General features: G+C 71.7%; 25 protein-coding genes and 2 pseudogenes. 13 read left to right on the plus strand and 14 right to left on the minus strand.

All coding sequences use genetic code 11. The annotated features are described in order from the left end of the window. The first annotated feature begins 29 nt into the window (after nt 1-29). Nucleotides 30-956 carry an NADP-dependent oxidoreductase gene (locus tag C4U44_RS06600; RefSeq protein WP_103884645.1) on the plus strand — a complete coding sequence of 309 codons (927 nt, stop codon included), beginning with the start codon at nt 30-32 and terminating at the stop codon, nt 954-956. 176 nt (nt 957-1132) lie between these two features. Here C4U44_RS06600 and C4U44_RS06605 read toward each other — a convergent pair whose 3' ends face one another. Continuing rightward, nucleotides 1133-2173 (minus strand): glycoside hydrolase family 16 protein, encoded by a 1041-nt coding sequence (locus C4U44_RS06605; RefSeq protein ID WP_235031844.1) that lies wholly within the window; start codon nt 2171-2173, stop codon nt 1133-1135. 568 nt (nt 2174-2741) lie between these two features. Here C4U44_RS06605 and C4U44_RS06610 point away from each other — a divergent pair. Further along, entirely contained in the window at nt 2742-3308 is a 567-nt protein-coding gene (locus C4U44_RS06610) for a hypothetical protein (protein WP_103884646.1), read from the plus strand. Nucleotides 3309-3683: 375 nt separating this feature from the next. Here the strand turns inward: C4U44_RS06610 and C4U44_RS06615 are convergent, their stop codons facing one another. Beyond that, complete coding sequence (locus C4U44_RS06615; protein WP_200823151.1) at nt 3684-4040, minus strand: recombinase family protein; 357 nt, start codon at nt 4038-4040, stop codon at nt 3684-3686. Between the two features lie 195 nt (nt 4041-4235). Here C4U44_RS06615 and C4U44_RS06620 point away from each other — a divergent pair. Both C4U44_RS06620 and C4U44_RS40980 read left to right on the plus strand, forming a co-directional pair. Then, nucleotides 4236-4802 (plus strand): annotated as a pseudogene (locus tag C4U44_RS06620) (HD domain-containing protein). 23 nt (nt 4803-4825) lie between these two features. Continuing rightward, entirely contained in the window at nt 4826-5284 is a 459-nt protein-coding gene (locus C4U44_RS40980) for a DUF6193 family natural product biosynthesis protein (protein WP_107503975.1), read from the plus strand. A gap of 30 nt (nt 5285-5314) precedes the next feature. Here the strand turns inward: C4U44_RS40980 and C4U44_RS42330 are convergent. From C4U44_RS42330 to C4U44_RS06635, 3 genes and pseudogenes are all read right to left on the minus strand, one after another. After that, nucleotides 5315-5646, minus strand: a pseudogene (locus C4U44_RS42330) (Tn3 family transposase); the annotation flags it as partial. Nucleotides 5647-5856: 210 nt separating this feature from the next. Continuing rightward, entirely contained in the window at nt 5857-6201 is a 345-nt protein-coding gene (locus tag C4U44_RS06630) for a hypothetical protein (RefSeq protein WP_103884648.1), read from the minus strand. Nucleotides 6202-6369: 168 nt separating this feature from the next. After that, on the minus strand, nt 6370-7209 hold the full coding sequence (locus C4U44_RS06635) for a class I SAM-dependent methyltransferase (RefSeq protein ID WP_103884649.1): 840 nt from the start codon (nt 7207-7209) through the stop codon (nt 6370-6372). 71 nt (nt 7210-7280) lie between these two features. Between C4U44_RS06635 and C4U44_RS06640 the strand changes: the two genes are divergently transcribed. Further along, nucleotides 7281-7886 (plus strand): TetR/AcrR family transcriptional regulator, encoded by a 606-nt coding sequence (locus tag C4U44_RS06640; RefSeq protein ID WP_103884650.1) that lies wholly within the window; start codon nt 7281-7283, stop codon nt 7884-7886. Here C4U44_RS06640 and C4U44_RS06645 read toward each other — a convergent pair. Further along, the gene (locus tag C4U44_RS06645; RefSeq protein WP_103884791.1) at nt 7883-8101 is read right to left on the minus strand and encodes a DUF397 domain-containing protein; all 219 of its coding nucleotides are present in this window, start codon (nt 8099-8101) and stop codon (nt 7883-7885) included. The two genes, C4U44_RS06640 and C4U44_RS06645, sit on opposite strands and share 4 nt — an antisense overlap. Nucleotides 8102-8148: 47 nt before the next feature. On the opposite strand from C4U44_RS06645, the gene C4U44_RS06650 reads away from it, so the two are divergent. Next, complete coding sequence (locus tag C4U44_RS06650) at nt 8149-8790, plus strand: HAD-IA family hydrolase (RefSeq protein WP_235031885.1); 642 nt, start codon at nt 8149-8151, stop codon at nt 8788-8790. A gap of 8 nt (nt 8791-8798) precedes the next feature. Here C4U44_RS06650 and C4U44_RS06655 read toward each other — a convergent pair whose 3' ends face one another. The 4 genes from C4U44_RS06655 to C4U44_RS06670 all read right to left on the minus strand — a co-directional run bounded on the left by C4U44_RS06655 (nt 8799) and on the right by C4U44_RS06670 (nt 13470). Then, nucleotides 8799-9017 (minus strand): DUF397 domain-containing protein, encoded by a 219-nt coding sequence (locus C4U44_RS06655; RefSeq protein ID WP_103884652.1) that lies wholly within the window; start codon nt 9015-9017, stop codon nt 8799-8801. Then, the gene (locus C4U44_RS06660) at nt 8995-9804 is read right to left on the minus strand and encodes a helix-turn-helix domain-containing protein (protein ID WP_103884653.1); all 810 of its coding nucleotides are present in this window, start codon (nt 9802-9804) and stop codon (nt 8995-8997) included. The genes C4U44_RS06655 and C4U44_RS06660 overlap by 23 nt, the downstream gene beginning before the upstream one ends. Before the next feature lie 192 nt (nt 9805-9996). Continuing rightward, a complete protein-coding gene (locus C4U44_RS06665) occupies nt 9997-12420 on the minus strand; it encodes an endonuclease/exonuclease/phosphatase family protein (protein WP_103884654.1) in 2424 nt (807 codons plus the stop codon). Nucleotides 12421-12798: 378 nt separating this feature from the next. Continuing rightward, a complete protein-coding gene (locus C4U44_RS06670) occupies nt 12799-13470 on the minus strand; it encodes a TetR/AcrR family transcriptional regulator (protein ID WP_103884655.1) in 672 nt (223 codons plus the stop codon). A gap of 283 nt (nt 13471-13753) precedes the next feature. Between C4U44_RS06670 and C4U44_RS06675 the strand changes: the two genes are divergently transcribed. Beyond that, on the plus strand, nt 13754-15178 hold the full coding sequence (locus C4U44_RS06675; protein WP_103884656.1) for an MFS transporter: 1425 nt from the start codon (nt 13754-13756) through the stop codon (nt 15176-15178). A 180-nt stretch (nt 15179-15358) separates the two neighbouring features. Here C4U44_RS06675 and cutA read toward each other — a convergent pair whose 3' ends face one another. Further along, entirely contained in the window at nt 15359-15682 is a 324-nt protein-coding gene (gene cutA / locus C4U44_RS06680; RefSeq protein WP_103884657.1) for a divalent-cation tolerance protein CutA, read from the minus strand. A gap of 61 nt (nt 15683-15743) precedes the next feature. After that, nucleotides 15744-17831, minus strand: coding sequence for a GH39 family glycosyl hydrolase (locus C4U44_RS06685; protein ID WP_103884658.1), 2088 nt, complete (start codon nt 17829-17831; stop codon nt 15744-15746). 523 nt (nt 17832-18354) lie between these two features. Between C4U44_RS06685 and C4U44_RS06690 the strand changes: the two genes are divergently transcribed. After that, on the plus strand, nt 18355-18915 hold the full coding sequence (locus C4U44_RS06690) for a GNAT family N-acetyltransferase (protein WP_103884659.1): 561 nt from the start codon (nt 18355-18357) through the stop codon (nt 18913-18915). Nucleotides 18916-19509: 594 nt separating this feature from the next. Here C4U44_RS06690 and C4U44_RS06700 read toward each other — a convergent pair. Beyond that, nucleotides 19510-19779, minus strand: a complete 270-nt coding sequence (locus tag C4U44_RS06700) for a helix-turn-helix domain-containing protein (RefSeq protein WP_103884660.1) — start codon at nt 19777-19779, stop codon at nt 19510-19512. Nucleotides 19780-19836: 57 nt separating this feature from the next. Here C4U44_RS06700 and map point away from each other — a divergent pair, with 57 nt between their 5' ends. The 3 genes from map to C4U44_RS06715 all read left to right on the plus strand — a co-directional run bounded on the left by map (nt 19837) and on the right by C4U44_RS06715 (nt 22160). Further along, nucleotides 19837-20604, plus strand: a complete 768-nt coding sequence (map, locus tag C4U44_RS06705; protein ID WP_103884661.1) for a type I methionyl aminopeptidase — start codon at nt 19837-19839, stop codon at nt 20602-20604. 150 nt (nt 20605-20754) lie between these two features. After that, nucleotides 20755-21285, plus strand: coding sequence for a cysteine hydrolase family protein (locus tag C4U44_RS06710; RefSeq protein ID WP_200823162.1), 531 nt, complete (start codon nt 20755-20757; stop codon nt 21283-21285). A gap of 137 nt (nt 21286-21422) precedes the next feature. Beyond that, nucleotides 21423-22160 carry a TlpA family protein disulfide reductase gene (locus C4U44_RS06715; RefSeq protein ID WP_103884662.1) on the plus strand — a complete coding sequence of 246 codons (738 nt, stop codon included), beginning with the start codon at nt 21423-21425 and terminating at the stop codon, nt 22158-22160. Between the two features lie 13 nt (nt 22161-22173). Here C4U44_RS06715 and C4U44_RS06720 read toward each other — a convergent pair whose 3' ends face one another. Beyond that, nucleotides 22174-23748: a helix-turn-helix domain-containing protein gene (locus tag C4U44_RS06720; RefSeq protein ID WP_160144989.1), complete on the minus strand. Its 1575-nt coding sequence runs from the start codon at nt 23746-23748 to the stop codon at nt 22174-22176. 420 nt (nt 23749-24168) lie between these two features. Here C4U44_RS06720 and C4U44_RS06725 point away from each other — a divergent pair, with 420 nt between their 5' ends. Both C4U44_RS06725 and C4U44_RS06730 read left to right on the plus strand, forming a co-directional pair. After that, a complete protein-coding gene (locus C4U44_RS06725; protein ID WP_235031845.1) occupies nt 24169-25236 on the plus strand; it encodes a hypothetical protein in 1068 nt (355 codons plus the stop codon). Nucleotides 25237-25330: 94 nt separating this feature from the next. Continuing rightward, entirely contained in the window at nt 25331-26860 is a 1530-nt protein-coding gene (locus C4U44_RS06730) for an amino acid permease (RefSeq protein ID WP_103884664.1), read from the plus strand. The last annotated feature ends 12 nt before the right edge of the window (nt 26861-26872 follow it).

A 26872-nucleotide genomic window follows, 5' to 3' on the forward strand; every position in this document is an offset into this window, starting at 1 on the left:
CGACGAGACACCCAGGAACGGGACACGCCATGACCAAGGCCATCGCCTTCACCGAGTTCGGCAGCGCGGACGTGCTGCACCCCGTCGACGTCGAGCTGCCCGAGCCGGGAGCCGGGCAGGTGCGGATCGCGGTCCGGGCCGCCGGGGTCAACCCGCTCGACAGCAAGATCAGGACGGGCGCCATGCAGCAGTTCTTCCCGGTCGCCTTCCCGCACGTGCCCGGCCTCGAAGTGGCCGGTGTGGTCGAGGCGGTGGGCCCCGGCGTCACCGGCTTCGAGGCCGGCACCCCGGTACTGGGCCGGACCGCCACCGGTTCCTACGCCGAACAGGCCCTCGCCGACGTGGATCTGCTCACCGTGAAGCCCGACTCCCTGGACTGGGCGCACGCCGCGGCCCTGCCGGTCGCCGCCGAGACCACCTACCGGGCGCTGGAGCCGCTCGGCCTGCGCTCCGGCGAGACGCTGCTCGTGCACGGCGCCGCGGGCGGGGTGGGCTCCGTCGCCGTCCAGTTCGCCGTCGCCCGCGGCCTGACCGTCATCGGCACCGCGCGGGAGGACAACCACGCCTACCTGCGGGAGTTGGGCGTCATCCCGGTGCGGTACGGCGACGGGCTCGTCGAGCGGGTCCGGGCCCTGGCGCCCGGCGGGGTCGACGCCGCCTTCGACCTCTCCGGGCGGCCGGAGGCGCTGATCGACTCCGTCGCCCTCACCGGCGGCACCGAGCGCGTCATCACCGTCGCCAACGCCGCGACCGCCGCGGAGCACGGCATCGCGTTCACCGGGGGCGGCGGCGACACCGACCGCACCCGGCCCGGGTACGAGGAGGCGCTCTCCCTGCTCGCCGCGGGAAAGCTGAGGATCGCCCTGCACCACACCTATCCGCTCGCCGAGGCGGCGGAGGCGCAGCGCGCGAGCGAGGCGGGCCGGCTGACCGGCAAGATCGTCCTGGCGGTCTGACGCCTCTGCCGCCTGAGGCGCCTGCGGCACATCCGGGCCGGAGCGACCGGGGCCGGTCCGCCCGTTCGCCGCGCGCACGGCAGGGCGGACCGGACTCCGGGTCCGGGCCGCCCTGCCGCGTTGCCGTCAGGTGAGTCGGGGGCCGTTCACCGCTGCGCGGAGCGGCGACTCCGGCCCTACGGCGCCTTGTTGTAGACCGCCACGTAGTCGATGTTCATCTGCCCGCCGGAGACGGTGGAGGCGTTGGGGCCGCCGCCGAACGCGTCAGGGAAGCCGCCGCCCATCGCCAGGTCGTAGATGATGAAGAACGGGTGGTCGACAGCGTTCGCCCACGTGGTGGCGTCCACCTGTGTCGAGTTGACGGTGAAGTAGTTCTGGCCGTCGAGGTACCAGCGGATCTGCTCCGGCGAGACCGAGCGGTCGATCTGCACGGCGTAGGTGTGGTAGCCGGTCTGGCAGCCGGAGCAGGCGTGCTCGCCCGAGCCGATGCCGGTGGACTCGTTGCAGGGGCCGCCGGGGTTGGTGCCGCAGTGCAGCGTGCCGAACACCGAGCTGCGGGCGTTGATGTCCTCCAGGATGTCGACCTCGCCCGAGGTCGGCCAGGTCGTGCCGGTACGCAGGGTCGAGCCCAGCATCCAGAACGCGGGCCAGTAACCCGCCCCGTTGGAGGTGTTGAGGTCCGGCTGCTGGATCGAGGACTGCATCTCGACCACACCGCCGGCCGGAGCGCCGAACGACGACGACTGCGTCTCGATCCGCCCCGACGTCCAGCCCGAGCTGGGATCGGAGCCGGAGTGCAGGGCCTTGAGCACGAGGTGGCCGTTGCCGTCCTCGTAGACGTTGGAGGTGCTGTCGCTCATGGTCTCGATCTCACCGGTGCCGAAGCTGCTGCCCGGGCCGGTGTCGTACTTCCAGTCCGAACTCGGCACGCCGGTGTTCGCCCCGCCGTTGAAGTCGTCGCTCCAGGTCGTGGTGAACCCGGCGGGCGGCCCCGGCACGTCGTTCGGCGCGGCGGCCACGGGGACGTCGGCGGCCGTGGGGGTGGCCGCGCCTCCGGTGCCCGTCGCGGCCGTCATCCCGGCCAGGCTCAACGCGGCGACGGCCACGGTGGCGAAGGCCAGCCGGAGCTTCGACCTGCGGGCCCGGTGCGCCGTGGGGCCCGAACGGCCTGGCTCGTACGCGGAGTTCTCCTGCTCGTCTTCCTGTCCGCTGGACATGCGATCTCCTGTCCCGATCGGAATGTGGGGGTTGCGCCGGCGCGGCTCCGACCGGTCCACGGCGGCGCGGTGGTGGGGGTGGGGGATGAGCGGGCGGGCGTGCTCACGCCGCACGAGGCCCGGCTCTCGCGAGTGCTGCGCCGCGGGTGGCCGACATGCGTGTCTCTCCTGACCGGGTGGGGGACCGTGCAGGCTGTGTACGCCCGTTGAGAGCGCTCTCTTCGTCAGACAGAGGTCTAGTGCCCCGCGTTTTCGCGGTCAACCAGCCCCACAGAACCCTCACGTAACACCATCCCCATCACCACGACTCGCCCACGGGCCCGCCGTCCGGCGGAGGTTGGCGGGGCCGGGGCCGGGGTTGGGGGCGGGAGAGGGGGCGGCGCGGGGTGGGGACGGGCGTGGCGGGTTGGGCGATGGCGGGTGCCCGGGGCCGAGTAGTTCCGGTACAGGATTTGGCGCTGAGAAGGATCACGATCTGGCTCTCCGCCGATAGGCGGCCCGTCCCTGCCCGTCCCCGACCCGCGAAATCGGCTCGCCCAGGTCGGGGCCCCACCGCCAGGATGTCCCGGTGAGTACCGCGCCGCTCCTGACCTCCGATAGCTACGAACGACTCGTCGCCGGCCTGCGCGGACGAACCATCGTCGCGGTCGACTACTTCGTGCTGATGGTCGGAGACGAAGGCACCGATCCCGACGAGTGGGACTACGGCGCGTGGCACGAACCCACGATGGGCGTCGAGCTGATCATGGACGACGGCGGCACCTACTCGGCTGTGTGGGGCAGCACGTTCGACTACTACGGGGTCGAGCTCCACTTGGCGCCTATGCGCGACTTCCTCTCCCGCATCGACGAGCCGGGCGGGTCGGCGCGCGTCGTGGTCGCGGATCACGCCCTCTGGGCCGGGGTCGTGTCCGCCCCGATCGAGTCGTGCCGCATCCAGTGGTGCGGCGAGGAGCACGGCGCCCCGCGTCCGGTGCCGGAAGCCATCCACCTGCGGACCGCCACCGGGCAGGTGTGGATCGCCTCTGGCCGCTCGGCCACTTACGAGCCTGACGGGCCGGGGCCGTTCTACTTGTGCACCGACGATGTGCTCGTCATCTTCGACACGGATGTCGCCGAGCGCGCCGGACTCTGAGTCTGATCAACGGCCTCGAACGGGCTCACGGGCCGACAGCCAGGCGTCCCGTCAGCCAGATCGTTCGGCACCGTAGTAGGCCCTGTACTCCCGAAGCTGCCGCGAAGTGACAAGCAGCTCTACGTAATCGGGCGGTCTTGGTGTAGCCGGATGCAGCGGTGATTCAGCAGGTCGAGCGCATTGTGAATGCCGCCGTCGGACTCGTCACGGATCCTCTGCAGGCCTTGAATTTCTGCGCCCCTCCAAGATCAGGTAGTCGATCTGCGACCAGCGCGGGTCTGTACCGTCGCTGGGTTGCTTGAGGGCATCAATCTCGGCCCGCAGTTGGGCGACAGCGGCGACGATCTCCTTATCGGACGCCACGCTCAGGGACAGTCAGCCCTTGGGGTCCCGGTTCCTGACGCAGGATTCCGAGCTCTCTGCAGAGCCACGCGCGCAGAGGGTGCCGCCGAGCGAGAGCTTGACGCCGCGGGCGGTGAGCGAGTCGCCGATGTCGCGGGCGTCAGGGACGGAGCGTGCGAGGCGGTCGAGCTTCGGGACGACGAGGGTGTCGCCGGCGCGCACCGCCGCGAGGGCCTGGGCCAGGCCGGGCCGGTCGCGATTGGTTCCGGTCAGTCCGTGGTCCAGGTAGATCCGGTCCTCCGGGACGTCCAGGCTGAGCAGGATCTCGCGCTGGGCTGTGAGGTCCTGCTTGTCCAGACTGCATCTCGCGTACCCGACGCGTTCGCTCATGCCCGGACCGTACGGTAAGCCCCCGCTCACCGTACAGATCACCGGACACCCTAAATGAGACGCCGTCGGCGCAGGTCGATCATTCCGACCGGGCAAAATCGCGATTGCTCGGTGGGGGTTCCCCTATCGGACATAAAAGAGGGCCGCGGTCAGTACCCTGACGCGGTGACGACCGACACCGCTTTGTCGAGGGCTATGGGCTGCACCGTCGACCCGCCGCTGCGCCCGCTGCCTGATCGCGTCGTAGAGCTCCTGACCGAGCTGGGGAGTTCACCGCGGCTGGCGGCTCACCTGCGGGCCGTCCACGATGTCGCGCACCAAGTGGTCGGCTGAATGAAAGAGCGCCACCCAGCCGTGCTTTTCGACCGCGAGGCGGTGCTCTTCGGGGCCGCGACACATGACATCGGGAAGACGGTGCACGTCTCCGAGCTCTCTGGACCAGGAGCGGCGCACGAGGAGGCTGGACAGGCTCTTCTGCTCGGCCGCGGCGTCAGCCCGGAGCTCGCTCGCTTCGCCGCGACACACGCGTCGTGGGCCGAGCCCCGTGTCGGCTTGGAGGACCTCCTGGTGAGCCTTGCTGACAAGATCTGGAAGAACAAGCGCGTCTCCGACCTGGAGGACCTCGTCGTTGCCCGGCTGGCCGAAGAAACCGGCCGGGCGGCATGGGAGGAGTTCATCGCTCTCGACGAAGTCCTCTCCCGCATCGGCGATGACGCCGACGGTCGCCTGGCGTTCCAGGCGTCCTTCCCGATCCACACCTGAGAGAGGGGAAGGACACCGCGACGATGAGCCCCGACGGCCCCGGCCAGACGCCGAACATCCCGCCGAGGCCGCAACTTCCCGATCTCGCCGCGGCCCGCGAGCTTGGACCTGCGGCGACCGTGGAGGCACGCTGGCAGCAACTGCTGCTCGTCTGGCAGTGGCATCACATGCGGCACGAGATCTTGAAACCGGGAACTGCCTACCCGGGCATCGTGTCCCTGATCGAGGCGGCCGGAGCGGAGCCGAGACTGCGGCAGTTCTACCCCTTCACCAGCCATTTCAGCCTGAACTTCAGCAGCTTCACGAGCTACCCGTGGTCAGTTCAGGCGCCGTCGGTCGATCCTCTGCATGACGGGCGGTTCCGTGTCCGCCGTCCTCGAAGTTCGGAGGTCATCGGGTTCGCCCACACCGCGGACGCCGCGGTGTCCCTCGTCGTCGGCAACCTCCCGGCCGGGCTCGGCCCGGCCGTCGCCCATGAGTAGACCGGCCGCTGACGCAAAGACCCGAGGGCTCTACTCCTCGCTGTCGGTGTCCTCGGGAGCCGTTCGGTCCCGCAGGGGCCGCAGACCCTGGGACGGCGAGGTGGCTTCGAAGGCGTAGCGGCCGTGGAAGTTGATGTGGTGGTTCTGCAGCGGGGAAAGGCGCTTGACGTCCTCCTCGGCCACCGCTTCGCCCGCCATGCGCAGCGCGGTGAGGGCGGCATCCAGGTATCGGTGTTCCACAGCACCACGGCGTTCAGGACCAGACCGAGGGCGGCGAGCTGGTCTTCTTGGCCGTCGCGGTAGGCCTGACGGATCTGCCCGTTCCCACCGTGGGCGATGGTGCGGGCGAGGCGGTGCCGCGACGTGCCCGGCCGCCGTCCGGCGGGACGACGATCTCGACCTTCGCGTCGTCGCCGGCCTCCTCCAGGCGGGCCTGCATCTGCCGCCACCCGGCGTCCAGGGCGCACACCTGTCCGGCCAGGTGCTCGGTTGCGTCTTTGACTGAACGGCCTCAAACCCGCCGCAGCCTGTGCTATCGACAAAGCCGCTGCCTTGGCTGATGGCGCGGGTACTCACGTGCTGTCCAGAGCGTCAGCGTGCTGAGTGAGTTCCGCCGCGATGTCGTCCCAGTCCGGCCCGTGCAGCCACAGGTTCTCTGCGGCCGACCTGAGCAAAGCCGGCTCGTCCGGCCGCTGCAGGAGCGCAAGCCGGTAGGCGAGGTTGCGGACCCACACCGGGAGGCGGCCGTCGACCACGTTCGGGCAGAGCTCATGCAGCATCGAGAGGATCGTGTCCACGTCCGCGAAGGTCAGCTCCTCGACGAAGTAGTGCTCGCGGTGCTCCTGGCCGCACTCCGGTGTGGGGCGGTACTCATCTCCGTAGAGACAGCGGGCGTGCTCCGTCAGCGTCTTGTGCACGGGCTGGAGCCTACGGCGTCGCGATCCGCCAGATAGAACTCAGCCCCAGGTCAGCCCGTGATCGATCTCAGCGCCAAATCCTGTACCGGAACTACTCGGCCCCGGTGCCTGGCGGCCGGGTGTCGTGGGGGTGGTGTGCGGACGACCGGTGGCGGCGTCCGGACCCGGTCAGCCGGCGGCGGACCGTACCGCGGTGGTCGCCAGGGTGGTGGAGCGCATGGTGAAGTGGCCGCCCAGGGCGTCGATGGCCTGGCCCACCGCGCCCAGGATCTCGGCCAGTTGGTCGGGGCGGAGCCGGGTGAGGCCGCCGGTGGTGGGGAGCAGGTCCAGCCACCGGTCGCGGGTGTAGGACCGCTCCCAGTCGAACCGCCACTGCTCCGGCTCCTCGAACTGCCCGTTCTCCCGGAGCGTGTCGGCGATCGTCGCGTACCCCGCCTGGTAGACGTCCAGCGGGCGTCGCGCGGGCCGGCCGCTGAACGGCGAGTCCGGTGCCACCCGACGGAGAGCGGCGGCGAACGGCTCGGCCACCTCGGCGGGCGGCTCGAAGACGTGCCCGAAGATCGCCAGGCGCCCGTGCGGGCGCAGCACTTGGGCCGCTTTCGCGGCGCCGGCGACCGGGTCCACCCAGTGCCACGACTGCGCGGCGATCACCGCGTCGAACGACCGGCCGGCCGGTTCCCAGGTCTCGAAGGTCGCCGTCTCGACCCGCAAGCCGCGGGATCGGGCGAAGTCGGCCATGCGGACGTCGGGTTCGACACCGGTCACGGTGCAACCGGCGGTCTGGAACTGGCGGGCCGCGATGCCCGTCCCGCAGCCGACGTCGAGCACGTCGAGGGGGTGCGGGGTGCCCGGCGGCGGGCTTCCGGCGAGGACCCGCGCCACCAGGTCGTCGGGGTAGGGCGGTCGGGCCCGGTCGTAGCGCTGGGCATCGGTGCCGAAGGACTCGGCCGTCTGCCGGGCCTCATGGAGTGGCGGCGGCGCGGGCCGCTCCGGCGGTAAAGTGGGCATGCGTTCACTCTAGTGGGCGGGTGCCCACTTTCCAACGGATGCCAGGGATCCCACGACGGGAGGATCGGTACGTGCCGACCGGGGTACACCTGCGCGACGCGCGGCAGCAGCTGTTCGACGCGGCCGAGCGCGTGCTCCTGCGGGACGGCCCCAACGGGCTGACCAGCCGGGCCGTCACCGACGAGGCGTCCTGCGCCAAAGGCGTCCTGCACCGGCACTTCGCCGACTTCGACGCGTTCCTCGCCGAGCTCGTGCAGGACCGGGCCGCGCAACTCGCGGTACAGGCAGAGGCGTTGGGGGAGTGCGTCGGCACGGGCACCCTGGCCGGCAACCTCACCGGCGCGCTGACCACCCTGTTCGGCCCGGTGCCGGTCGCGATCATCCCGCTCATCACGTTCCGGGACGAGCTGCGCGCGCGGTTGCGGCGGGCGAGGCCCGGAGGCGGCATCGCCATCCTCACCGAGCTCACGGCCGCGGTCTCCGGCTACCTGGCCGAGGAGCGTGCCGCGGGCCGTATCGCGGCCGAGGCCGACATCGACTCCCTCACCCTCTCCCTGGTGGGCGGCGGGCACCTCCTCTTCGCGGACCGCGACGCCGGGCCTCCGTCTCCGACGACGGTCCGCCGGATGGTGACCGCGGCGCTCGCCGACGTCGTGCGGGAGGACGGCGAACTCTAGGACAGCTCGCCGTTCTTGAGGGCAGTGAGGAAGGCGGTCCAGGCCGGGGCGTCGAAGAGGAGGGCCGGGCCGTGGGGGTCCTTGGAGTCGCGTACGGGGACGCCGGTGGGGTGGTGGTCGATGATCTCGACGCAGCTTCCGCCGTCGCCGTTGCTGTAGGTGGACTTGCGCCAGCCGGTCAGGGCGGAGGCGTCCGGGATGGTGTGGTGGGCCATGCTGTCCATGGTCCTCCGACCGTCAATGCTGCGAGGGTGAGCGGATGATGACGGGAGCGGGCCCTGCTGCTGTTCTGTTCGACGTGGACGGTGTGTTGATCGACTCCGGGGCCGCCCACAACCGGGTGTGGTCCGCCTGGGCGGGACTCCGGCGACTGGATCCGGCGTACGTACGGCAGGCCGCCCAAGGTCGGCGTCGCCTAGACACGCTCCGTCTGGTGGCCCCCGATCTTGACATCGCGGAGGAACACCGCGCCCTGGACGAGCTGATGGCCGCCGAGGAAGTGCACCTGCGCGCTTACCCGGACGCCGCCCGTGTGCTGGGCGCTTTGCGGACCCGCTGGGCGGTCGTGACCTCCAGCCGACGCGAGGCGACCCGTCCGCGCATGGAACGACTCGGACTCCCCGTACCGGAGGTGCGGATCTGCGCCGAGGACGTCCCGTACGGCAAACCCGCACCGGACGGCTACCTCGCTGCGGCCGCACGACTCGGCGCCGACCCGCGGCACTGCACGGTGATCGAGGACTCGCCGGCGGGCATCCGCGCCGGCCGCGACGCCGGCTGCACCGTCCATGCCGTGACCACCACGCACACGAAGGACCAGCTCGCGGAGGCCGATGCGTGCTTCTCGACGTTGGAGCGGGCTGTGCGTGCGGTGGAGGGTGTGCTGTGGGAGATGCCGGGGTGAGGTGAACGCTAGGCGAGTTCACCGTTCTTGAGGGCGGTGAGGAAGGCGGTCCAGGCGGGGGCGTCGAAGAGGAGGGCCGGGCCGTGGGGGTCTTTGGAGTCGCGTACGGGGACGCCGGTGGGGTGGTGGTCGATGATCTCGACGCAGCTTCCGCCTTCGCCGTTGCTGTAGGTGGACTTGCGCCAGCCGGTCAGTCTGGACGCATCAGCGATCGAGTGCTTTGTCATGGTGTCCATAGTCCTTAGCCGTCGCTACCAGGAGAGCGATGGACTCCCGCATGGGGATCGCATCGCCCAGAGCCAGATCGTAGCGACCTTGCAGTGCCTGGACGACGGTCGGGGAATCGTGGACCTTCCCGATGGACGCTCCTTCGCTGTAGGCGGCGGGTGGCTGGTCCTCGAACCACATCAGGGTCAACATGCCTGCCAGAATCGGTTGGTATCCGACTCCGAAGGGCAGGACGTGCAGGCGGACGCGTCGACGCTCCGCCAAGTCGGCAAGGTGCATGAGCTGTTCAGCCATGACCTCCGGGCTGCCGATGACTCGCCGCAGAACCGACTCGTCCAGTACGGCCCATACGGCAGGGCTCGACGGGTGGTTCAGGATCTCAGCCCGCTGTCGCCTGGTGACGATGAAACGGTCGCGCTCCTCTTCGGTGCGGGCGGGGTACCACGTGTCGAACACCGCCCGCGCGTACGCCTCCGTCTGGAGGATGCCGGGTACGAAGGTCAGGGCGAACTCGCGGATCTCCGTCGCCTGTTGTTCGAGCTGCCGGGCCGCCTCGAAGTAGTCGGCGACGGCCACGTCCCGCTCCGGCAGGAAACTGCTCAGCACGTCGCCGGTGTTGAGCGCCTTGTCCAGTCGCTTGGCGTCGTCCGGGGACGGCAGGCGGCGGCCCGCCTCGATGTGCGCGATGTGCGAGCGGGTCATCACGGCGGCCTGGGCCAGCTCTTCCTGGGTGAGCCCCGCTGCGAGACGCCGCGCCTTGAGCCAGTGGCCATAGGTATTACTCACGGTCAACACTCCTCGGACAAAAGGGGTTTCATCTGCCCTGTGCGATGAGCGTAGCGTGAGCGATGCCTCTGTGTATGCGGATCGTTACGGATCGACCCTGTTCGCTTCCGATCGTCCGGCGCACGAAAACGGTCGGCGGCGGCTCCTTTCGTTGCCACCGCCGACCGTCAACGGGTCAGTGCCGAGAGCGTGTCACGGCTTGAGCCGGATGACCTGCGGGTCGTGGTCGCTGGTCTGGTTCGCGAACTCGGAGTTGATGTGGACCACGTCGTAGTCCACGTGCTTGTCGAGGTTCGGGCTGACCAGGATGTGGTCGAGTACCTGGGAGTTGCCCTCGTAGACGTAGGAGTAGCGCTCCACGACCGGGAGGGTGTTGACGAGGTCGGTCAGCGTCTTGCCGTTGTCGGTGAGGGAGGTCACCGCGGGCGAGAACTGGTAGTCGTTGAGGTCGCCGAGAACGACGACCTCGGCCTTCGGGTCGGCGGTCTCGAGCTGCTGCACGAAGTCGTGCTCGATGATCGCCTGCCGCACCCGCTGCACCTCCGAGCTGCGCACGGGAGGCTGGAAGCGGCTGTCGATGCCCTGGTCGCCGCCCTTGCTGTCGAAGTGGTTCGCGATGACGAACAGCTTCTTGCCGCGGAAGGTGAACTCGCCCGCCAGCGGCTTGCGGCTGTCGGTCCACGCCGTGTCGTTCGGCGCGATCCGGCCGGGGGAGGCGGTGAGTTCGGTCGAGTTGCCGGTGCCGGTGATGCCGACCGCGGTGGTCGAGTCGCCACCGGCGTGGTCGGTGAAGCCGACCCGGTCGGGGTTGAAGAGGAAGGCCTGGCGGATGTTGCCGCCGGGCTCGCCGCCGTCCTTGTCGTTGACCGGGTCGATCTCGCGCCACTGGTAGTGCGGGCCGCCTGCCGCGACGATGGCGGCGGTGAGCTTCGTCAGCGTCTGGTCGGCGGCGACCACGCCGTCGTCCTTGGCGCCGTCGTTGTCCTGGATCTCCTCCAGCGCGACGACGTCCGGCGAACGCAGGTTGGTGACCAGGCCCTTGGCCAGCGCGTCGAACTTCGACTGCGGGTTGTCGGGCGCGAGGTTCTCCACGTTGTACGTGGCGATGGTGGCCTGGTCCGACTTCGCCTTCGCGGTGACCTCGGGGGTGATGCCGCCGCTCTTGACGGTGCCGAGGGTGCGGGCCTGGATCGCGTAGGTGCCGCCGAACTGGTTGTAGTCCAGCGGGCCGGCGGTGGTGCCGTTCAGCGTGTCGCCGACGTTCGCCGTCGGGAAGGCCGAGGTGGAGGTCGGGATGAGCGACTGGACCATCAGGCGGCCGGAGTTGGGGCCGTCGTAGCCCTCGTAGAGGGTGCCGCCGCGCTTGGTCGGGTTCTCCTTCGGCTTCACCGTGACCCACAGCTCGGAGTACGGGTCGGTGGCGCCGACCACCCGGCTGCTGCCGATCTGGACGTTCATCCCTTCGAGGGAAGCGTACAAATCGAGCGCGTATTCGGACGGGCGCAGGGGCAGGTTCTCGATGGAGCCGCCGCCCGCGCTGGGCACGAAGGAGTCGGGGACCTTCGTGTCATCGAGGACGACGGGGGCGGGCAGCGCGTTGCCGCTGGAGATCTTGGTCACCGCGGGCTTGGTGATCTCCGTGACCGCCTGCACCCCCGTGTCGGCTCCACCCGGGTAGTAGTCCGAGACCGTGCCGTCGACGGAGACGCTGTCGCCGACCGAGACCGTGGGAGAGGAGCTGGTGTAGACGAAGATTCCCTCGCTGGTGCGCGGGTCGTTGTCGGGGTGCGGGTCCTGGAACCAGAAACCCTGCGACGAGCCGTAGGCGCGCACTCCGGTGACGATGCCGGTCGCGCCGGTCACCGCCTTGCCCTCGTACGGCGACACCCGGGTGTCCCCCTGGATGTCGTGGATCTTCACCGCGGCCGGCGGTGAGGTGGGGGGCGGCGTGGTGGGCGGAGTGGTCGGCGGCGAGGTCGGACCGCCGCCGGTGCCCGCGGAGTTCTGCGGGGTCGGGTCGCCCGCGGTGAAGTCGGCGGCGTTGTCGTCGGTGTCGGTCAGCGCGGTCCCGCGCGCCACCGACTCGGTGTTGCTCGCGCCGGCCGCCGGACCACTGCCCTCGTGCACCACGGCCGTGCCGTAGCCGACCAGGTCCTTGACCCGGGAGTCCGCCGCGCAGTCCGCCGCCGTCACGCAGGTCAGCGGGTCCGCACCCTGCACGAGTGCGATGGTGCCGGACGTGCCCGACATCGCGATGGTCCCGCTCGCGTCCGGCGTCGGCAGCGCGGTGCTGCCGCCGGTGCCCGCGGCCTCGCCGACCAGGTAGCGGCCGCCCGCCGCCAGCGATCCGGTCAGCGGGGTGGCCTGCCACTTCGAGCTGGCGGTCGGCGCGCCCGGCAGGTACTGGACGCTGTAGGCACCCAGGTCCAGCGCCGAGTTGCCGGCGTTGGCCAGCTCGACGAAGTCGTTGGTGTACGTGGCACCGGAGTTGCCCCCGCCGCCGTACACCTCGGCGACCACCGCGTCGGCGGACGGCGAGGCGAACGCTGAGTGGACGCCGATGCCCGCCAGGACGACGGCGCCGGCTATGCCGAACGGCAGGACCCGCTTGCGCAACCGGGCGGAGTGTGGCGTGCCGGTCGCGGACGTGGCCTGCGCGGGCTGCGACGGCTGCCCGGACGTACCGGGTCTCGCGGGGGGCGAGGCGGCCCCAGAGGAGTGCGACACCGGAGCGGATCTCCTTCGTGCGGTGGGTGACTGACGGTGTCACGGGCACGTCCGCTTCCCGTCGGGGAAGGAGGAGGCGCGCGCGACCGCGCTCAAGATACGCGCGTAGACCGGCCGCAGAAGGTACTTTGCGTTAATTCCCGGTGCTGATCGTCGTGTTCGGCGGCGGCTTGCGGGCGGCGGAGACGGCCCCGCCGGTCCGGCGGGGTGCACCGCGGGGGCAGCCGGGTGCCCGTGAGGCGGGCCGCGCCAGGGGTTCCTGCCGGGTCAGCCGGCGACCGGACGGGCCGCGTTCTGCAGTCCGCGCAGCCCGGTGACGATCAGTTCGAGTCCGCGCCGGTAGTACAACTCGGCGCTCGCGCACATGGACAGGGCGTCCGCGGCGTTGACGACGTGCGGGTAGCGGCGCGGCGGGAGGGACTGCAAGTAGGCCCGCCGGCCGCGGAGTTCGGCGTCCTGCTCCTCGGCGGATCCGGCCGCGACCCCGGGTTCGCCTATCACCAGGGTGATCAGCGAGAAGAGCACGTGGCAGGCGCTGTCCGCCGCCTGCTGGACGTCCATCCCGGCGGCTTCGAGCTGGGTGAGGACGCGCTCGGTGAGGTCGAGGCCGGCCTCGCTCGCCACGATCCGGTTGATCAGCAGCACGGCGGCGTTCGGGTGCGGGCGCAGCGAGTCGAGCACGCCGGACAGGAGGTCCTCCAACTGCTCGTGCCAGGGCCGGTCGTCCGCCTCCGGCACCTCGACCTCGTCGAGCAGGCGCTCGGCGATGGCGTCGAGCAGGCCGTCCTTGTCCGGGAAGTGCCGGTAGAGGGCCATGGGCGTCACGTCGTGCTGCTGCGCGACCCGGCGGATGGTGACGGCCTCCAGACCTTCCGCGTCGATCACGCCCAGGGCTGTCGCGACCAGCTCGTCCCGGTTGAGGCGCTTGTGCGCGGCCATGTCTCCGCCTTCCGATCAGCTCGGTCGTGTACATCGTACGCAGCGTGCGCGCACGTCGAGCCCGGTCGGCGGTGCCGCCGGTCCTCCCCCCTGGTTTCCCGGCGACCCGCTCCGGGTCGCCGGTATACGTTGTACACATCTCATGTATGGTGACTCCGTAAGCATACGCCGTACACAACGGCGATGCCCACCGGATCCGGCCTGTCCCGATCCGGAGCACCGGCGACCGATCGCCCGATCGCCGGCCACCAGTCACCAGTCACCAGCTATCTGCGGAGACACCATGCGACGCAGTCCCTGGGCCACGCTCACCGTGCTGGCCCTCGCTCAATTCATCGTGGTGCTCGACGTGACGATCGTGAACGTCGCGCTGCCCGACATCCAGTCCTCGCTGGGCTTCAGCACCGACGGCCTGCAATGGGTGATCAGCGTCTACACCCTCCTGTTCGGCGGGTTCCTGCTCCTCGGCGGCCGCGCGGCCGACCTGCTCGGGTCCCGCCGGATCTTCGTCGCCGGGCTCGTCCTGTTCGGCGTCACCTCGCTGGCCGGCGGCCTGGCCGGCTCACCCGGGCTGCTGATCGCGGCCCGCGCCGTGCAGGGCCTGGGCGGCGCGATGCTCTCACCGGCCGCGCTGTCCATCCTCACCGTTACCTTCGAGCACGGCCGCCGGCGCAACATCGCCATGGGCATCTGGGGCGGTCTCGCCGGTCTCGGCGGCACCCTCGGCGTGGTCGCGGGCGGGGTGCTGGTGGACTCCTTCAGCTGGCGCTGGGTCTTCATCGTCAACGTGCCGATCGTGGTCGGCCTGGTCATCGCCACGCCGATGTTCGTCCGGCACTTCCCGGCCAGGACCGGTACCCGCTCCTTCGACCTGCCGGGTGCGCTGCTGGGCACCGGGGGCCTGCTCGCGGTCGTCTTCGGCGTGGTGCGGGCCGAACCGGCCGGCTGGTCCTCCTTCCAGGTGCTCGGCTGCCTGGTCGGCGGGGTGGCCATGCTGATCGGCTTCCTCGCGGTCGAGTCCCGCGCGGTCGCACCGCTGGTGCCGCTGCGGCTGCTGCGCTCCCGCGCGCTGAGCACGGCCGGCGGCGCGCTGGCGCTCAACGGGGCCGGCTTCCTGTCGATGTTCTTCCTGACCGCGATCTTCCTCCAGCAGGCCCGGCACGGCTCGGCGCTGCACGCGGGCGTCGAGTTCCTGCCGATGGGCGGCACCGCGATCTTCGGCGCGGTCGCGGCCACCCCGCTGGTCACGCGGTTCGGCACCCGCCCGGTGCAGATCGGCGGCGCCGTGATGAGTACGGTCGGGTTGCTGCTGCTCACCAAGGCCGGCGCCGACGGGTCCTACGCGGCCCAACTGCTGCCCGGGCTGCTGCTGTTCGGCGCGGGCATCACCTCCGTCGCGGTGCCCGCACAGATCGCCGCGGTCGCCGACGTCTCCGCCCACGAGGCCGGGGCCGCCTCCGGCGTCGTCACCGCCTTCAACCAGGTCGGCGGCGCGCTCGGCCTCGCCGTCGTCACCACGCTGTCCACGTCCAAGTCCACCTCCGACCTGGCGCACGGCAGTTCGCCGTCGGATGCGCTGGTGGCCGGGTTCCACCGGGGGCTGCTGATCGCGGCGGCCTTCATGGTGGTGGCGATCCTGGTCACCGCGGTGTCGCCCCGGCTGGCGCCCAGCGCGGAGCAGATCGCCGAGGCGGCAGCGGCGGCCTGAGCCCGGGCCGGGCCCGCCCGCACCTACCCGTACCCGTACGGACGGGCCCGCCCGAGACCTGCCCGCCCGTACGCACCTCGGTCAACCGGGGCGTACGGGCGGGCGGTTGCGGTCCTCCCGCGGTGACCGTCAGGCGGTGACCGTCAGGCGGTGGCCGACGGGCGGTGGCCGGGCGGCGGGTCAGCCCGCGGCCGTCTCCGCGTCCAGCCACGCCAGGTACTCCGCGCTGCCCCGCTCGACCGGCAGCGCGATGATCTCCGGAGTGTCGTAGGTGTGGGCCGACCTCAGGACCGCTTCGAGGGTGTCGTACCGCTCGGCCGGGGTCTTGAACAGCACCCGCCACTCCTGGTCGGTGCGGACCTCGCCCTGCCACCAGTACACCGAGCGGATCGGGCCGTCGATCTGCGCGCAGGCCGCGGCGCGGGCCCCGACCGCCGCTCGCGCCAGTTGCTCGGCACGCTCGGCACTGTCGGTCGTGGTCAGCACGGTGACGTACCCGGACACGGAACCTCCCCAAGTCGGCTGCGGCGAGCGTAGTGGCACCCGCGCCACGCGGCGCGCCGCGTCACTCCACGAAGGTCGCGACCACGACCGCGTACCCGCCCAGGGTGCAGGTGTCGGCGTGGTTCCACTCGCCGCGGATCTCGCCGCCGCCCGACTGCTGGTCCACGATGCGGAGGTGCGCTCCCCGCAGGCCGGGGATGTCCACGGTGACCGGCGCGTTGGTCCGGTTGATCAGCAGCACCTTGCGGCGGCCCCGGTCGTCGAGCGCGAGCACATAGGCGCCCGAGGCGGGCTGACCGGCGACCTCGATGAGGCGGCTTCCCGTCCGGATCTCGTCGAGAATCAACTCCAGTACCCGGTAACGGGCGTTGGGGGCGCCGGTGTTCCAGTCCAGCATCGAGACCGATGGGTACTGGCTCGGGTACCCCATCAACTGGCTCTCGCCGACCACATCGATGCCCATCAGGGCCAGCCGGGCGAACACGTAGGCGTAGATGCCGCCGGAGAAGTTCCAGTACGCGTCCGGGATCGGCGCCGGATCGGCCTGGGTGGCCGAGCCCGGGAGGATCGAGCCGAGCTCGTCGACGGTGGTGCGGACGTCCGGCGCGAGCTGCTTGCGGATCGCCTCGACCTGCTGGACGGTCGAGAGGAAGCCGTCCGCCTGCGCGAAGCCGTCGGGCCCGTAGTCGTCGGCGGTGTCGGCGGGGTTCGGCTGGGCGTAGAAGTGGTAGCTGATGAAGTCCAGCGGCACGCCCGGCTGGTGGTTGGCCCGGTCCAGGAAGTACCGGTAGTAGTCGAAGCCGGCCGAGTTGCCGAGGGCCAGCCCGACGAACTTCGTGCGTGGCGACACCTCGCGGATCGCGGTGACGATCGCGTCGTACAGCTCGGTGTACTCCTGCGGGCTGAGGGCGTGCTCGAAGTCGACCTCGTTGAGCACTTCCCAGTACGGCAGTTCGTAGTGGTGCGGCGAGCGGTGGAAGGTGCCGTACTCGTCGGTGAAGCCGCCCGCGGTGTACCAGGAGACGAGGCGCCGGTAGTAGTCGGCCACCACCGAGACGGGGACGGCGAGCCGCTGGCCCTGGGAGTAGCCGAAGGCGGGGGCGTCCGGGTCGTCCGGGTAGGCGACGGGCGCCGCCCACCGGGACAGGTCGCCGGAGAAGTCGTCGGCCAGGAGCGTCTGTCCACCGGCGGCCGTCACCTGCACGTTGTCGAAGGTGGCCGACTCCGAGCCGTTCTCCCGGAAGCCGACCGTCCCCGCGGCGAAGGTGGTGTCGTGCACGGTCAGCACGTCGGTGCCGTCGACGCTGACGGTCAGGTCGGCGCCGGCGACCGTCGTCCGCACCTGGTAGGTCGTGCCGGCCTCGACGGCGAAGGGCAGCGCCGTGGGCTGGACGGAGGCGACCCCGCCGTTCTGGAACCGGACGAAGGTGAGGTAGCCGGTCGCGGCCGGCGACGTGTAGGGGTAGTTGGACAGCAGGAAGGCGTAGCCGTTCCCGGCGTCCTGCATCCGGACCATCCAGCCCGCCTGCGCGTAACTGGCGCCGTCCTGCGCGCCGGTGCCCAGCGGAGTCACGTCGACGGCGAGGGTGTAGTCCGTCCAGTCCGTGCCGCTCGCGGCGATGCCGTTGTCGCCGCCGTACACGCGCAGCGCGCCGTCCTGGATCGTCCAGGGGGCGGGCTGCCACATCCACTCCGGGGTGGTGCTGAAGTTGAGGATCGTCGATCTGCCGCGGGTGGCCTTCTCGAAGTCCTCCACGAGCGGGTCGATCAGCGAGAAGTCCCAGCTGGTACGGCCGTCGGCGGGCGCTTCGAGTTCGGCCACGCCGAGCTTCGGATACGGGAACCACGGGACGAAGCGGATGTAGTCGGTGTCCAGGTTCCGCAGCGCGCTGTAGACGGCGTCGTGGATCGGCGACTCGCGGCGGATCTTGGGGTTGACCACGACCTGGAGGGTCGGGGTCGTCTTCGAGACGGTGCTCGGGCCGTTCCAGTCGATGGCCGGCGCGGCTCCGGTGCCTTCCGCGTGCGCGGTGCTCAGGGGCAGCAGCGGGGTGGCCGCGGCGGCGACCCCCGCGGCGCCGAGCGACTTCAGTACGGTGCGGCGGCGGGGCGGCACCGGGCCACCCGCTTCGTGGGTCGAACGATTCATGTCGGCTCCTGGCGTGGTCTGGGCAGGCTCATGACAGCGCTCTGCGCGAAGCGGTTGGTCGGGGCGTTTCGTGCCGGACGGCCGCGCGGGGGGTCGCGCGTTACCCCTCGCATGGGGATGAAACGTTTCATATGGGCGGAACGACGCGAGACTATGCGGTGCGTCCCGGGGGTGTCCAGGGTCCGGGCGATATCCGCGCCGCGTCCCCGCGAACGGAGTAACGGCGGGGTGGGGTGGGGGTGTTCGCGGTCGCGGTTCCCGGGTGCCGGGGTGGCCGGGCGGTGCGCGGTCCGGAGGTCCGGGCCGGGGGGCGGGCGGGCCGGGGGAGCGGAGGTCCGGGCGGGCCGGTGGCCTGTGCTCTCCCTGCTACCGCGTGCCTGCCCACCCTGCTCCCGCCACGGCAGCGTTCCGCGGCTCCATGACGTACGAAGGTGATCCGGCTCCACGGGTAGGACAAGGCAGTTCGGGCCCAGGGGTGGGAGAGGGCCTGTGCGTCGCATGGCACGGCGTGATCGAATAGGGGATGACTTCGTTCTGGACTGGTGAGCGGGTACGTCTGCGCGGTATCGAGCCCGAGGACTGGACGGCGTTCGTGGGCTTCGCCATCGATGAGGAGCGGTCGGGAGGCCTCCTGCATCCGCCTCGGTCCGCCGAGGGGTTCCGGGCCTGGGCGAAGGAACAGGCCGTCGCGAAGTCCGACGGTGACTGCTTCGCTCTGGCCGTCGAAGCCGTGGACACGGGGCAGATCGTCGGGGCTGTCGGCTCCCACTACGCGGATCCGCGGGCGGGGCGGTTCGAGTACGGCATCACGATGGGCGCTGGGCACCGGCGTAAGGGCTACGCGGCAGAAGCCGTGGTGATGCTGCTGCGGTTCATGTTCGCCGAACGGCGCTATCACAAATGCGAGGCGCGGATCTTCGCGCACAACGAGGCATCGCTGGCACTGCATCGCCGTCTTGGCTTCGCCGAGGAGGGGCGCCTGCGCGATCACGTGTTCTTTGCCAGCCGACACCATGATCTCGTCGTCATGGGCATACTCGCCGACGAGTTTGCGCAGCTGTACTCGATGAGCGAACTCGAGTAAACGGTCGGCCTCCGGACCAGGGTGGGGCTGCGGCAGCCTACCGACGACCTCCGCTCTTCGGGGTGCGCTGCTCCGTCCGCCGGCGACGGCGGGGTTTGTGCGTCGATCACGGTCGTTGCGCGTTGTCTCGACGCAGTTCAGCCGTGCGGGTGGCGGAGACGACGACGGTGCGATGCAGGCGGTCGCTGGCCGTCTCGTCACTGATGACGGCCCTCACGGGACAGGCACCGCGAGCACTTCGGCGATGGTGCGTCGCCCAAGCTCGGCCATGGCAGGGTTGGTCCGGCGGTAGTACGTGATCCCACCGACGAATGTCAGGGCCCAGCCTCGCCCCCGGGCAAGCTGCCGCCGAGCTTCATGTACCGCCGCTCGGGCGTGACGTAGCGGTGAACCAGGGCGAGCAGTTCGGGATCCTCATCGGCATGGCGCATCACAGGACCGATCCTGCCGAGCCGGTGTGCAACGAGGCCACTCCCTTTTGGCGCGGCGCCGCCCTTCTGAGGAGAGAGCCCGCGTCCCACGCTTCCGCGCCCCGCGCCCTACCGCGCTCGCGCGGGCTCGGCGCGAGGTCGTCGGGTGGCCAGGAGGGAGCCCTTACGCGGTCAGGGGTTCGGGTTCGTCCGCGGCGGCGCACTCGGCGGCGAGCCGGTCGGCGGACAGGCCGAGGGCGGCGGCGAGGGCGGTGATCGTGAAGAAGGCGGGGGTGGGGGCCCGGCCGGTCTCGATCTTGCGCAGCGTCTCCGCGGAGATGCCGGCCGAGGCCGCGACGGCGGTCATGCTCCGGTCGCCGCGGGCAGTGCGGAGCAGCGCGCCGAGACGTTCGCCGCGGGCTCGCTCTTCGGGGGTCAGAGGATTGCGCACCATGGACGTGATACTAATACCGGGATAGTTATCCGGTATGAGAATGGGGAGCGTGGTCCCGTGGTCGAGATCAAGACGGACGCGGCGCTGGACGCGATGCGCGAGGCGGGACGGGTGGTGGCGCAGGCACTGGCCGCGGTGCGGGCGGCCGCCGCGGTGGGCGTGCGCCTCACCGAACTGGACGAGGCGGCACGCGAGGTGCTCGCCAAAGCCGGTGCGAGCTCGCCGTTCCTCGGCTACCGGCCCTCGTTCGCCCCCGTGCCGTTCCCCGCGGTGATCTGCGCCTCGGTCAACGACGCCGTCGTGCACGGCATCCCGAACGACTACCGGCTGCGCGACGGCGACCTGGTCAGCATCGACTGCGGCGCCGAACTCGACGGCTGGACCGGCGACGCCGCGACCAGCTTCACCGTCGGCACGCCCCGCCCCGAGGACACCGCGCTGATCGAGGCCACCCAGCGGGCGCTCGACGCGGGGATCGCCGCCGCCGTGGTCGGCCACCGGATCGGCGACATCTCGCACGCGGTGGGCGAGGTGGCCCGCGCGGCCGGCTGCGGCATGCCCGCGGACTTCGGCGGGCACGGCATCGGGCGGCGGATGCACGAGGACCCGCACGTGCCGGGGCGCGGCCGGCCCGGCCGCGGCTACCCGCTGCGGCACGGCCTCGCGCTGGCCATCGAGCCGATGCTGATGTCCGGCGGGCGGGACGCCTACGTCACCGACCCGGACGGCTGGACCCTGCGCACCGTGGACGGCAGCCGCGCCGCCCACATCGAGCACACCGTCGCCGTCACCGAGTCCGGCCCGCGGGTGCTCACGCTGCTCTGAACGGCCCGCGCCCGCACGGGGATCGGCCGGCCGCCGCCACCCGCGGCGACCGCCCGCCGGTGCCGTAAGGTACGGGCGCGAACGGGGCCGGACGGCGAGGAGAGAACCACCGTGAACGTGAACGACCAGGTGAACGCGGCACTGCTGCTGATGGACTTCCAGAACGGCGTGGTCGAACGCCTCGGCACCCCGCAGACGCTGGCCGCGGCCGCCGACGCGCTGGCCGCCGCCCGTGCGGCGGGCGTGCCGGTGATCCACGTCCGGGTCGGCTTCCGCCCCGGCTACCCGGAGGTCTCTCCCGCCAACCAGTCCTTCTCCGCGATCGCCACCAGCGGCGCCGACCTGTCCGAGGGCGGCCCCGCCACCCAGGTGCACGCGGACCTGGCGCCGGCCGACGGCGAGACGGTCGTCGTCAAGCGCCGGGTGAGCGCCTTCACCGGCAGCGACCTGGAGGTGGTGCTGCGGGCGCAGGGCGTCCGCACCCTGGTGCTCGGGGGCATCGCGACCAGCGGGGTGGTGCTGTCCACCCTGCGGGAGGCGGCCGACCGCGACTACCGGCTCGTCGTGCTGGCCGACGCCTGCGCGGACGCCGACCCCGAGGTGCACCGGGTGCTCACCGAGAAGGTCTTCCCCCGGCAGGCCGAGGTGACCACGGTCGCGCGGTGGACCGCCGCGAGCTGACCTCCCGAGCCGGATGGAGCCGCCCCCCGCGGGTCCTGCGTCCGCGGGTGCGTCCCCGCGGGGCGCGTAAGCGGAGGGCGCGGCTCCAACCAGGCCCAGGTGAAGGCGAGTTCCTGGCCTGTGCGAGATTGGGCCGTATGATCCGGACCCGCCGATCGGAAGCTTCGCGCCCGCCTGCCCGGACGCGGCGGGCCCGCGTCCCGCGCACCCTGCTCGTCGCGGCGGGCCTCGCCCCGCTGCTCGCCGCGTGCGGCCTCGGGGGCGGCTCGCACGGCAACGGCGGTGGCGTCACCGACGACCTCGCGCCGATCGCCGTCGCGGACCGCGTCGCGGCACCCGACCTGACCGGCTCCACGCTGACCGGGGGACAGGAAAGCCTCGCCGCCTACAAGGGCCACGTGGTGGTGGTCAACATCTGGTCCAGCACCTGCGGTCCCTGCCGCGCCGAGGCACCCGGGCTGGCCTCGGTCGCGACGTCCACCCGCGCGCAGGGCGTGCGGTTCCTCGGCATCGACACCCGCGACGGCGGCCGGGCCAACGCCGCCGCCTTCCAGAAGCGGTTCGCGCTGCCTTACCCGAGCCTGTTCGACCCGTTCGGCCGCGAAGTGCTCAAGTTCCCCAAGGGCAGCGTCAATCCGCAGAGCGTGCCGGCCACCGTGGTGATCGACGCCCAGGGCCGGATCGCGGCCCGCGCGCTGCACATCGTCGACGAGGCGGACCTGCGGCACATGCTGCGGCCCTTCCTGCCCGCGTCTGCGTCGGCGCCGTCGTCGGCGTCTTCCCCACCCGCCGCACCGTCGTCCGCACCCGCCGCACCATCCTCCGCGCCCGCCGGCTCCCCGTCCTCGGCCGCCCCCGCGCGGACCCGTACGTAGCCCGCACCGGACCTCACCCCCGCGGGCCCGCCGCGGTTCCGGCGACCGTCTCGCCCACCGCCACCGGAGCCCGGTCGCACCAGAGCTCCAGGGTCTCGGCGTACTCCCGCACGGCCTGCTCGGCGCGCCACGGCGCGGTCCTGGCCAGCAGCTCGTGCGCGCGCTGGGCGACCGACCTGATCGGGCTGTCCACGGTGAGTTCGAGCGCCGACCGGCCCAGCGACAGGGCGTGTTCGAGGTCGGGCCCGGGCCGCTCCAGCAGCGCGGTGGCGACGTCGAGCGCGACCAGGGCGCGGCTCCACACCGAGTCGGAGCCGTTGACGTGGGCCTCGACCTCGTCGGCGTAGCCGAGCACCCGCGCGGTGTCGCCGAGCGAGAGGTGGGCGGTCGCGAGGTTGGCGAGGGTGCGGGCCCGGCCGTAGGGGGCCGGCGAGACGCACGGGGTGAGGCCGGCCGGCAGCGCGGTGTCCTCGCTGAGGTGGAGGGCCCGGTCGGCGGCGCGCTCCACGCCGGCCCGGTCGCCGAGCCGGCCGAGCGCGCGGGCGACGCCGTTGGCGAGCAGCCGGACGGCCTGCGGGCTGCCGGGCGCGGCGCGCAGCCCGGCGAGGGCGAGCTCGTGGGCCTCGGTGTAGCAGCCGCCGTAGTACGCCGCGAAGGACTGGGTGCCGCGGATCCACGCGACCAGGTCGCGGTCCTCGACCTCCTCGGCCAGCCCCAGCGCGTGGGCGGCATAGGTCGCGGAGACCGTCAACCGGCCCGCGTTGACCGACATGTAGGCCAGCAGCGCGGCGGTCGTCGCGGTCAGCGTGTACAACGCGTGCCGTTGACGCGGGTGTTGGGGACCGCCGAGCAACTCGTGCTGGAGCCGGAGCAGTCCGGCGGCACGGGGGGCCAGCAGCCCGGGCCCGTCCGCCTCGTACCGCGCGACGATCTCGTCGATCGCGCCGCGCAGGGCGACGAGGGTGCCGTCGTCGACGTTCACCGCGGCGACGCTGCGGGCGCGGTCGGCGACGGCGACGGGGTCGGCCCAGTCGGGGTCGGCGCCGGCGGTCGCGCCGCGCTCGGGAACTCCGGTGCCGGCGAGCCCGCCGCGGAGCGGGCCCGCGAGCCCGGTTCCGATCGACCCCGCGAGCCCGCCGCCGAGCCCGCCCGAGCCGGTTCCCGCGACGCGCGGCGCACCGGCCGCCTTATTCGGTACCGAGTCCGTGTGTTTTCCCGGGAGAAGTGTGAAGGAATGCGGTACGCCCAGTCCGTTCACGAACTGGAGTGCCTTTTCCAGGTTCGTCAGCCGCCGCGCGCCGGACTCAAGTGCCGACAGGTAGGATTGCCGAATTCCGGTCAGTGCCGCGACGTCCTCCTGGCGCAGGCCGGTGCGCTCCCGGACGATCCGGCTCAACCCGCCGAAGTCCATCTTGCCCAGTGCGTCCCGCACCTCGGGCTCGTCCCACAGGCGGGCGGGTATGGCGTGCGGCCCCGGTACCGCCTCGCGCGGCCGCGTCCGCGCGCACGCACCGCACCTCACCGCGTCGTTGTACCGGCTTAATCGGCAGCCGCACTGCACGCAGCGGCGGTCCTCCTCCTCGGCCACGAAAGCCCCTTCCCCGTCCGTCCGTCGGCCGCGGCTTCTCCGAATCGCGGATATTACCCCTGTGATATCACCGCTGTGATGTGCGTGCCCGGGATTCTGATCAGATGCTTTCCCCGCCACCACCGAACGCTCGACCGGACACGGGGTTTTACGGTGGCGACAAGGAACCGTGGCCGAGGCGACATGACCGTATATCGACGGGCGAACATCCCGAAGTGCCGCCATTTCCGGCATCACCGGACCATGGACTCCGAGCAACTGCCGCGACGCTGCCTACCCCCATTGAGGTAACCCGATGCCCTTGCCATCGGCCGGCGCCCCGCCGGGTCTGATGCGCGACCGCACGCCCGACCGCCGCTCCCCGGGCGAAGGCCCCGCACGGTGTCGCCGTGCCTGCGTACCGGACGGCCGGACCGCCTGGTGAGCGCACTGCGCAAGGGGGCCGGTTCGTCGGGCCGCAAGGGCGCCGGGCAGCCGGGCAGGAACGACTTCAACCCTTCCTTCGATCCGGTCGGGCTCGACTCCGAACTGCGGATCGCCCTGGAGGAGGTCCGGATCGGACGCTGGCTGGCGATGCGCGACCTGCTGGCCCGCACCGGGGACCGGTGGGGCCTGCGCACCGCCCGCTCGCAGGTCCTCGCGTCCGCCGCGGCCCGCTCGCACGTGGTGCGCGAGTGGCTGTCGGAGGAGCCCGGCAGCGTCGACGCGATGATGATGCGGGCCCGGGTCGGCACCGAGCGCGTCCTGCGCGCCCACCGCTCCGGCCACGAGGACGCGGCCCAACTCGCCGAGCAGGCCAGGAGCACGGTCTGGGACGCCGCCCGCCTGGCCCGCGCCGACCCGGTGCCCTGGGTGTGCCTGCTGGCCCTCGCCGTGCTCGACGCCGAGCAGCTCATGCCCGAGCACCGGATGGCCGCGCCCGAGGACATGCTGCCGCCCGGTCCCTGGCGGCTGCTCCAGGAGGCGCGGCGCCGCGACCCGTACAACCGCGAAGCCCACCACCGGATGCTCCAGTTCCTGCTGAAGGCGCGGCTCGGCGGACCCGCGCAGGCGCTGAACTTCGCCCACTGGGTGGGCACATGGGTGGAACTGGAGTCGGGCTCCCCGCTGCTGGTGCTGCCGGTGTACGCCTACGCGCAGCACTACTGGGCCAAGCGCGAGGGCGGCAGGTACGACCCGATCGGGCGGGTGCAGTGGACCCGCGAACCGCTCACCGCCGACGTCGACCGGGCGCTGCGCGGCTGGTTCCGGCGCGCCCTGCCCGCCGAGTCCTCGCCGCTCGACCTGAACCACCTGGCGCACGCGCTGTGGGCGGGCCGCCGCTTCGACGAGGGCGCCGAGGTCTTCCGGGTGCTCGGCACCCATGTCACCGCGCAGCCCTGGACGATGGTCGCCGCCGACCCCGCCGACCCGCAGTCCGGGCTCGACGAGTTCCTCAAGGCCCGCAGGCAGTGCCTGTCGATCGCCGGCGCGCCCCCGAACGGGTAGGCAGCGCCCGGGCGTTGAACCGCCCCGGCCCCTCGGGCCCACAAGGCCCCGAACCCATCCGCCCCCGACCCGTGATCCCCCAGGAGGTTGTGCCATGTCACAGGCCGAACCCGGCCCCGCCGTATCACGGCTGGACGACGACAGTCTGTTGCGCGAACTGGGCTACGAGCCCGAACTGAGCCGGAAGATGAACGGATTCGGCAACTTCGCCATCTCGTTCTCGGTGATCTCGGTCCTCTCCGGCTGCATGACGCTGTACGGGTTCGGGCTGAGTACCGGCGGCCCCGCGGTGATGCTGTGGGGCTGGGTCGTGGTCGGCGCCATGGTGATGCTGGTGGGCGCCGCGCTCGCGGAGGTCACCTCGTCGTACCCGACCAGCGGCGCGCTCTTCGACATGGCCAACCGGCTCGGCGGCCCCCGCTGGGGCTGGTACACCGGCTGGCTCAACCTGCTCGGCCTGCTCGGCGCGATCGCCGGCATCGACTACGGCGCCGCCCTGTTCACCGGCGCCTTCGCCAACCTGGAGTGGGGCTTCCATCCCACCCCGGGCCGGACGATGGCCATCTACCTGGTGATCCTGCTGCTGCACGCGGCCCTCAACCTCTTCGGCGTGCGCCTGGTCAACCTGCTCAACTCGGTGTCGGTGTGGTGGCACCTGGCCGGTGTCGCGGCGATCGTCGCGGCCCTGGTGATCGTTCCCGACCGGCACGAGTCGCCGCACTTCATGGCCACCACGTTCGTCAACGACACCGGCTGGTCGTCGCACTGGTACGTCGTCCTGATCGGCCTGCTGCTCGCCCAGTACACCTTCTGCGGCTACGACGCCTCCGCGCACCTGTCGGAGGAGACCACCAAGGCGCAGGTCAGCGCGCCGCGCGGGATCGTGCACGCGATCGGCTGGTCGTGGCTGGCCGGGTTCGTGCTGCTCTGCGGCCTCACCTACGCCATCCAGGACTACGCCGGCACCCAGAACACCGGCACCGGCGTGCCGCCGGCGCAGATCTTCCTCGACGCGCTCGGCTCGGGCGGCGCCAAGGCGCTGCTGCTGGTGGTGATCATCGCGCAGCTGTTCTGCGGCAACGCCGAGGTCGCCGCCTGCTCCCGGATGGTGTTCGCGTTCTCCCGTGACGGCGCGCTGCCCGGCTCGCGGCTCTGGCGCCGGGTCAGCGGCCGTACCGGCACGCCGACCCGGGCGGTGTGGCTGGCCGTCGCCGTCGCCGCGGTGCTCGCGCTGCCCGCCCTGTACAGCACCGTCGCGTACGGCGCGGTGACCGCGATCAACGTCATCGGCATCACCCCGGCCTACGCCATCCCGATCTACCTGCGGCTGCGCGCCGGCCGCCGCTTCCAGCGCGGGCCCTGGCACCTGGGCCGCTGGAGCGCGCTGATCGGCTGGACCGCGGTCACCTGGGTGGTCTTCGTGACCGTGCTGTTCTGCCTGCCGCAGACCCGCCCCGCGCACCACCTGGTGACGGTCTCCTCCTTCAACTACGCGCCGATCGCGCTCGCGGTGGTGCTGATCCTCGCCACCGTCTGGTGGCTGGTCGCCGGCCGGCGCGACTACGAGGCGCCGACCCTGGCCGGGCAGGCGGAGATGGCGGAGTACGCGGAGGGCGTCGTCTGACGCCGCGCCGCC

This window comes from Actinacidiphila yanglinensis (assembly GCF_900107965.1).
GTDB lineage: Bacteria > Actinomycetota > Actinomycetes > Streptomycetales > Streptomycetaceae > Actinacidiphila > Actinacidiphila yanglinensis.

Bases quoted from the DNA above. Each gene is read 5' to 3' on its own strand.
- C4U44_RS06615 (WP_200823151.1), bottom strand. From the start codon at position 4,040: ATGAGCGAACGCGTCGGGTACGCGAGATGCAGTCTGGACAAGCAGGAC.
- C4U44_RS06650 (WP_235031885.1), top strand. From the start codon at position 8,149: ATGACGGGAGCGGGCCCTGCTGCTGTTCTGTTCGACGTGGACGGTGTG.
- C4U44_RS06700 (WP_103884660.1), bottom strand. From the start codon at position 19,779: ATGGTGCGCAATCCTCTGACCCCCGAAGAGCGAGCCCGCGGCGAACGT.
- C4U44_RS40980 (WP_107503975.1), top strand. From the start codon at position 4,826: ATGAGCCCCGACGGCCCCGGCCAGACGCCGAACATCCCGCCGAGGCCG.
- C4U44_RS06645 (WP_103884791.1), bottom strand. From the start codon at position 8,101: ATGGCCCACCACACCATCCCGGACGCCTCCGCCCTGACCGGCTGGCGC.
- C4U44_RS06655 (WP_103884652.1), bottom strand. From the start codon at position 9,017: ATGACAAAGCACTCGATCGCTGATGCGTCCAGACTGACCGGCTGGCGC.
- C4U44_RS06730 (WP_103884664.1), top strand. From the start codon at position 25,331: ATGTCACAGGCCGAACCCGGCCCCGCCGTATCACGGCTGGACGACGAC.
- C4U44_RS06685 (WP_103884658.1), bottom strand. From the start codon at position 17,831: ATGAATCGTTCGACCCACGAAGCGGGTGGCCCGGTGCCGCCCCGCCGC.
- C4U44_RS06605 (WP_235031844.1), bottom strand. From the start codon at position 2,173: ATGTCCAGCGGACAGGAAGACGAGCAGGAGAACTCCGCGTACGAGCCA.
- C4U44_RS06600 (WP_103884645.1), top strand. From the start codon at position 30: ATGACCAAGGCCATCGCCTTCACCGAGTTCGGCAGCGCGGACGTGCTG.
- C4U44_RS06710 (WP_200823162.1), top strand. From the start codon at position 20,755: ATGGACTTCCAGAACGGCGTGGTCGAACGCCTCGGCACCCCGCAGACG.
- C4U44_RS06635 (WP_103884649.1), bottom strand. From the start codon at position 7,209: ATGCCCACTTTACCGCCGGAGCGGCCCGCGCCGCCGCCACTCCATGAG.
- C4U44_RS06675 (WP_103884656.1), top strand. From the start codon at position 13,754: ATGCGACGCAGTCCCTGGGCCACGCTCACCGTGCTGGCCCTCGCTCAA.
- C4U44_RS06715 (WP_103884662.1), top strand. From the start codon at position 21,423: ATGATCCGGACCCGCCGATCGGAAGCTTCGCGCCCGCCTGCCCGGACG.
- C4U44_RS06670 (WP_103884655.1), bottom strand. From the start codon at position 13,470: ATGGCCGCGCACAAGCGCCTCAACCGGGACGAGCTGGTCGCGACAGCC.
- C4U44_RS06690 (WP_103884659.1), top strand. From the start codon at position 18,355: ATGACTTCGTTCTGGACTGGTGAGCGGGTACGTCTGCGCGGTATCGAG.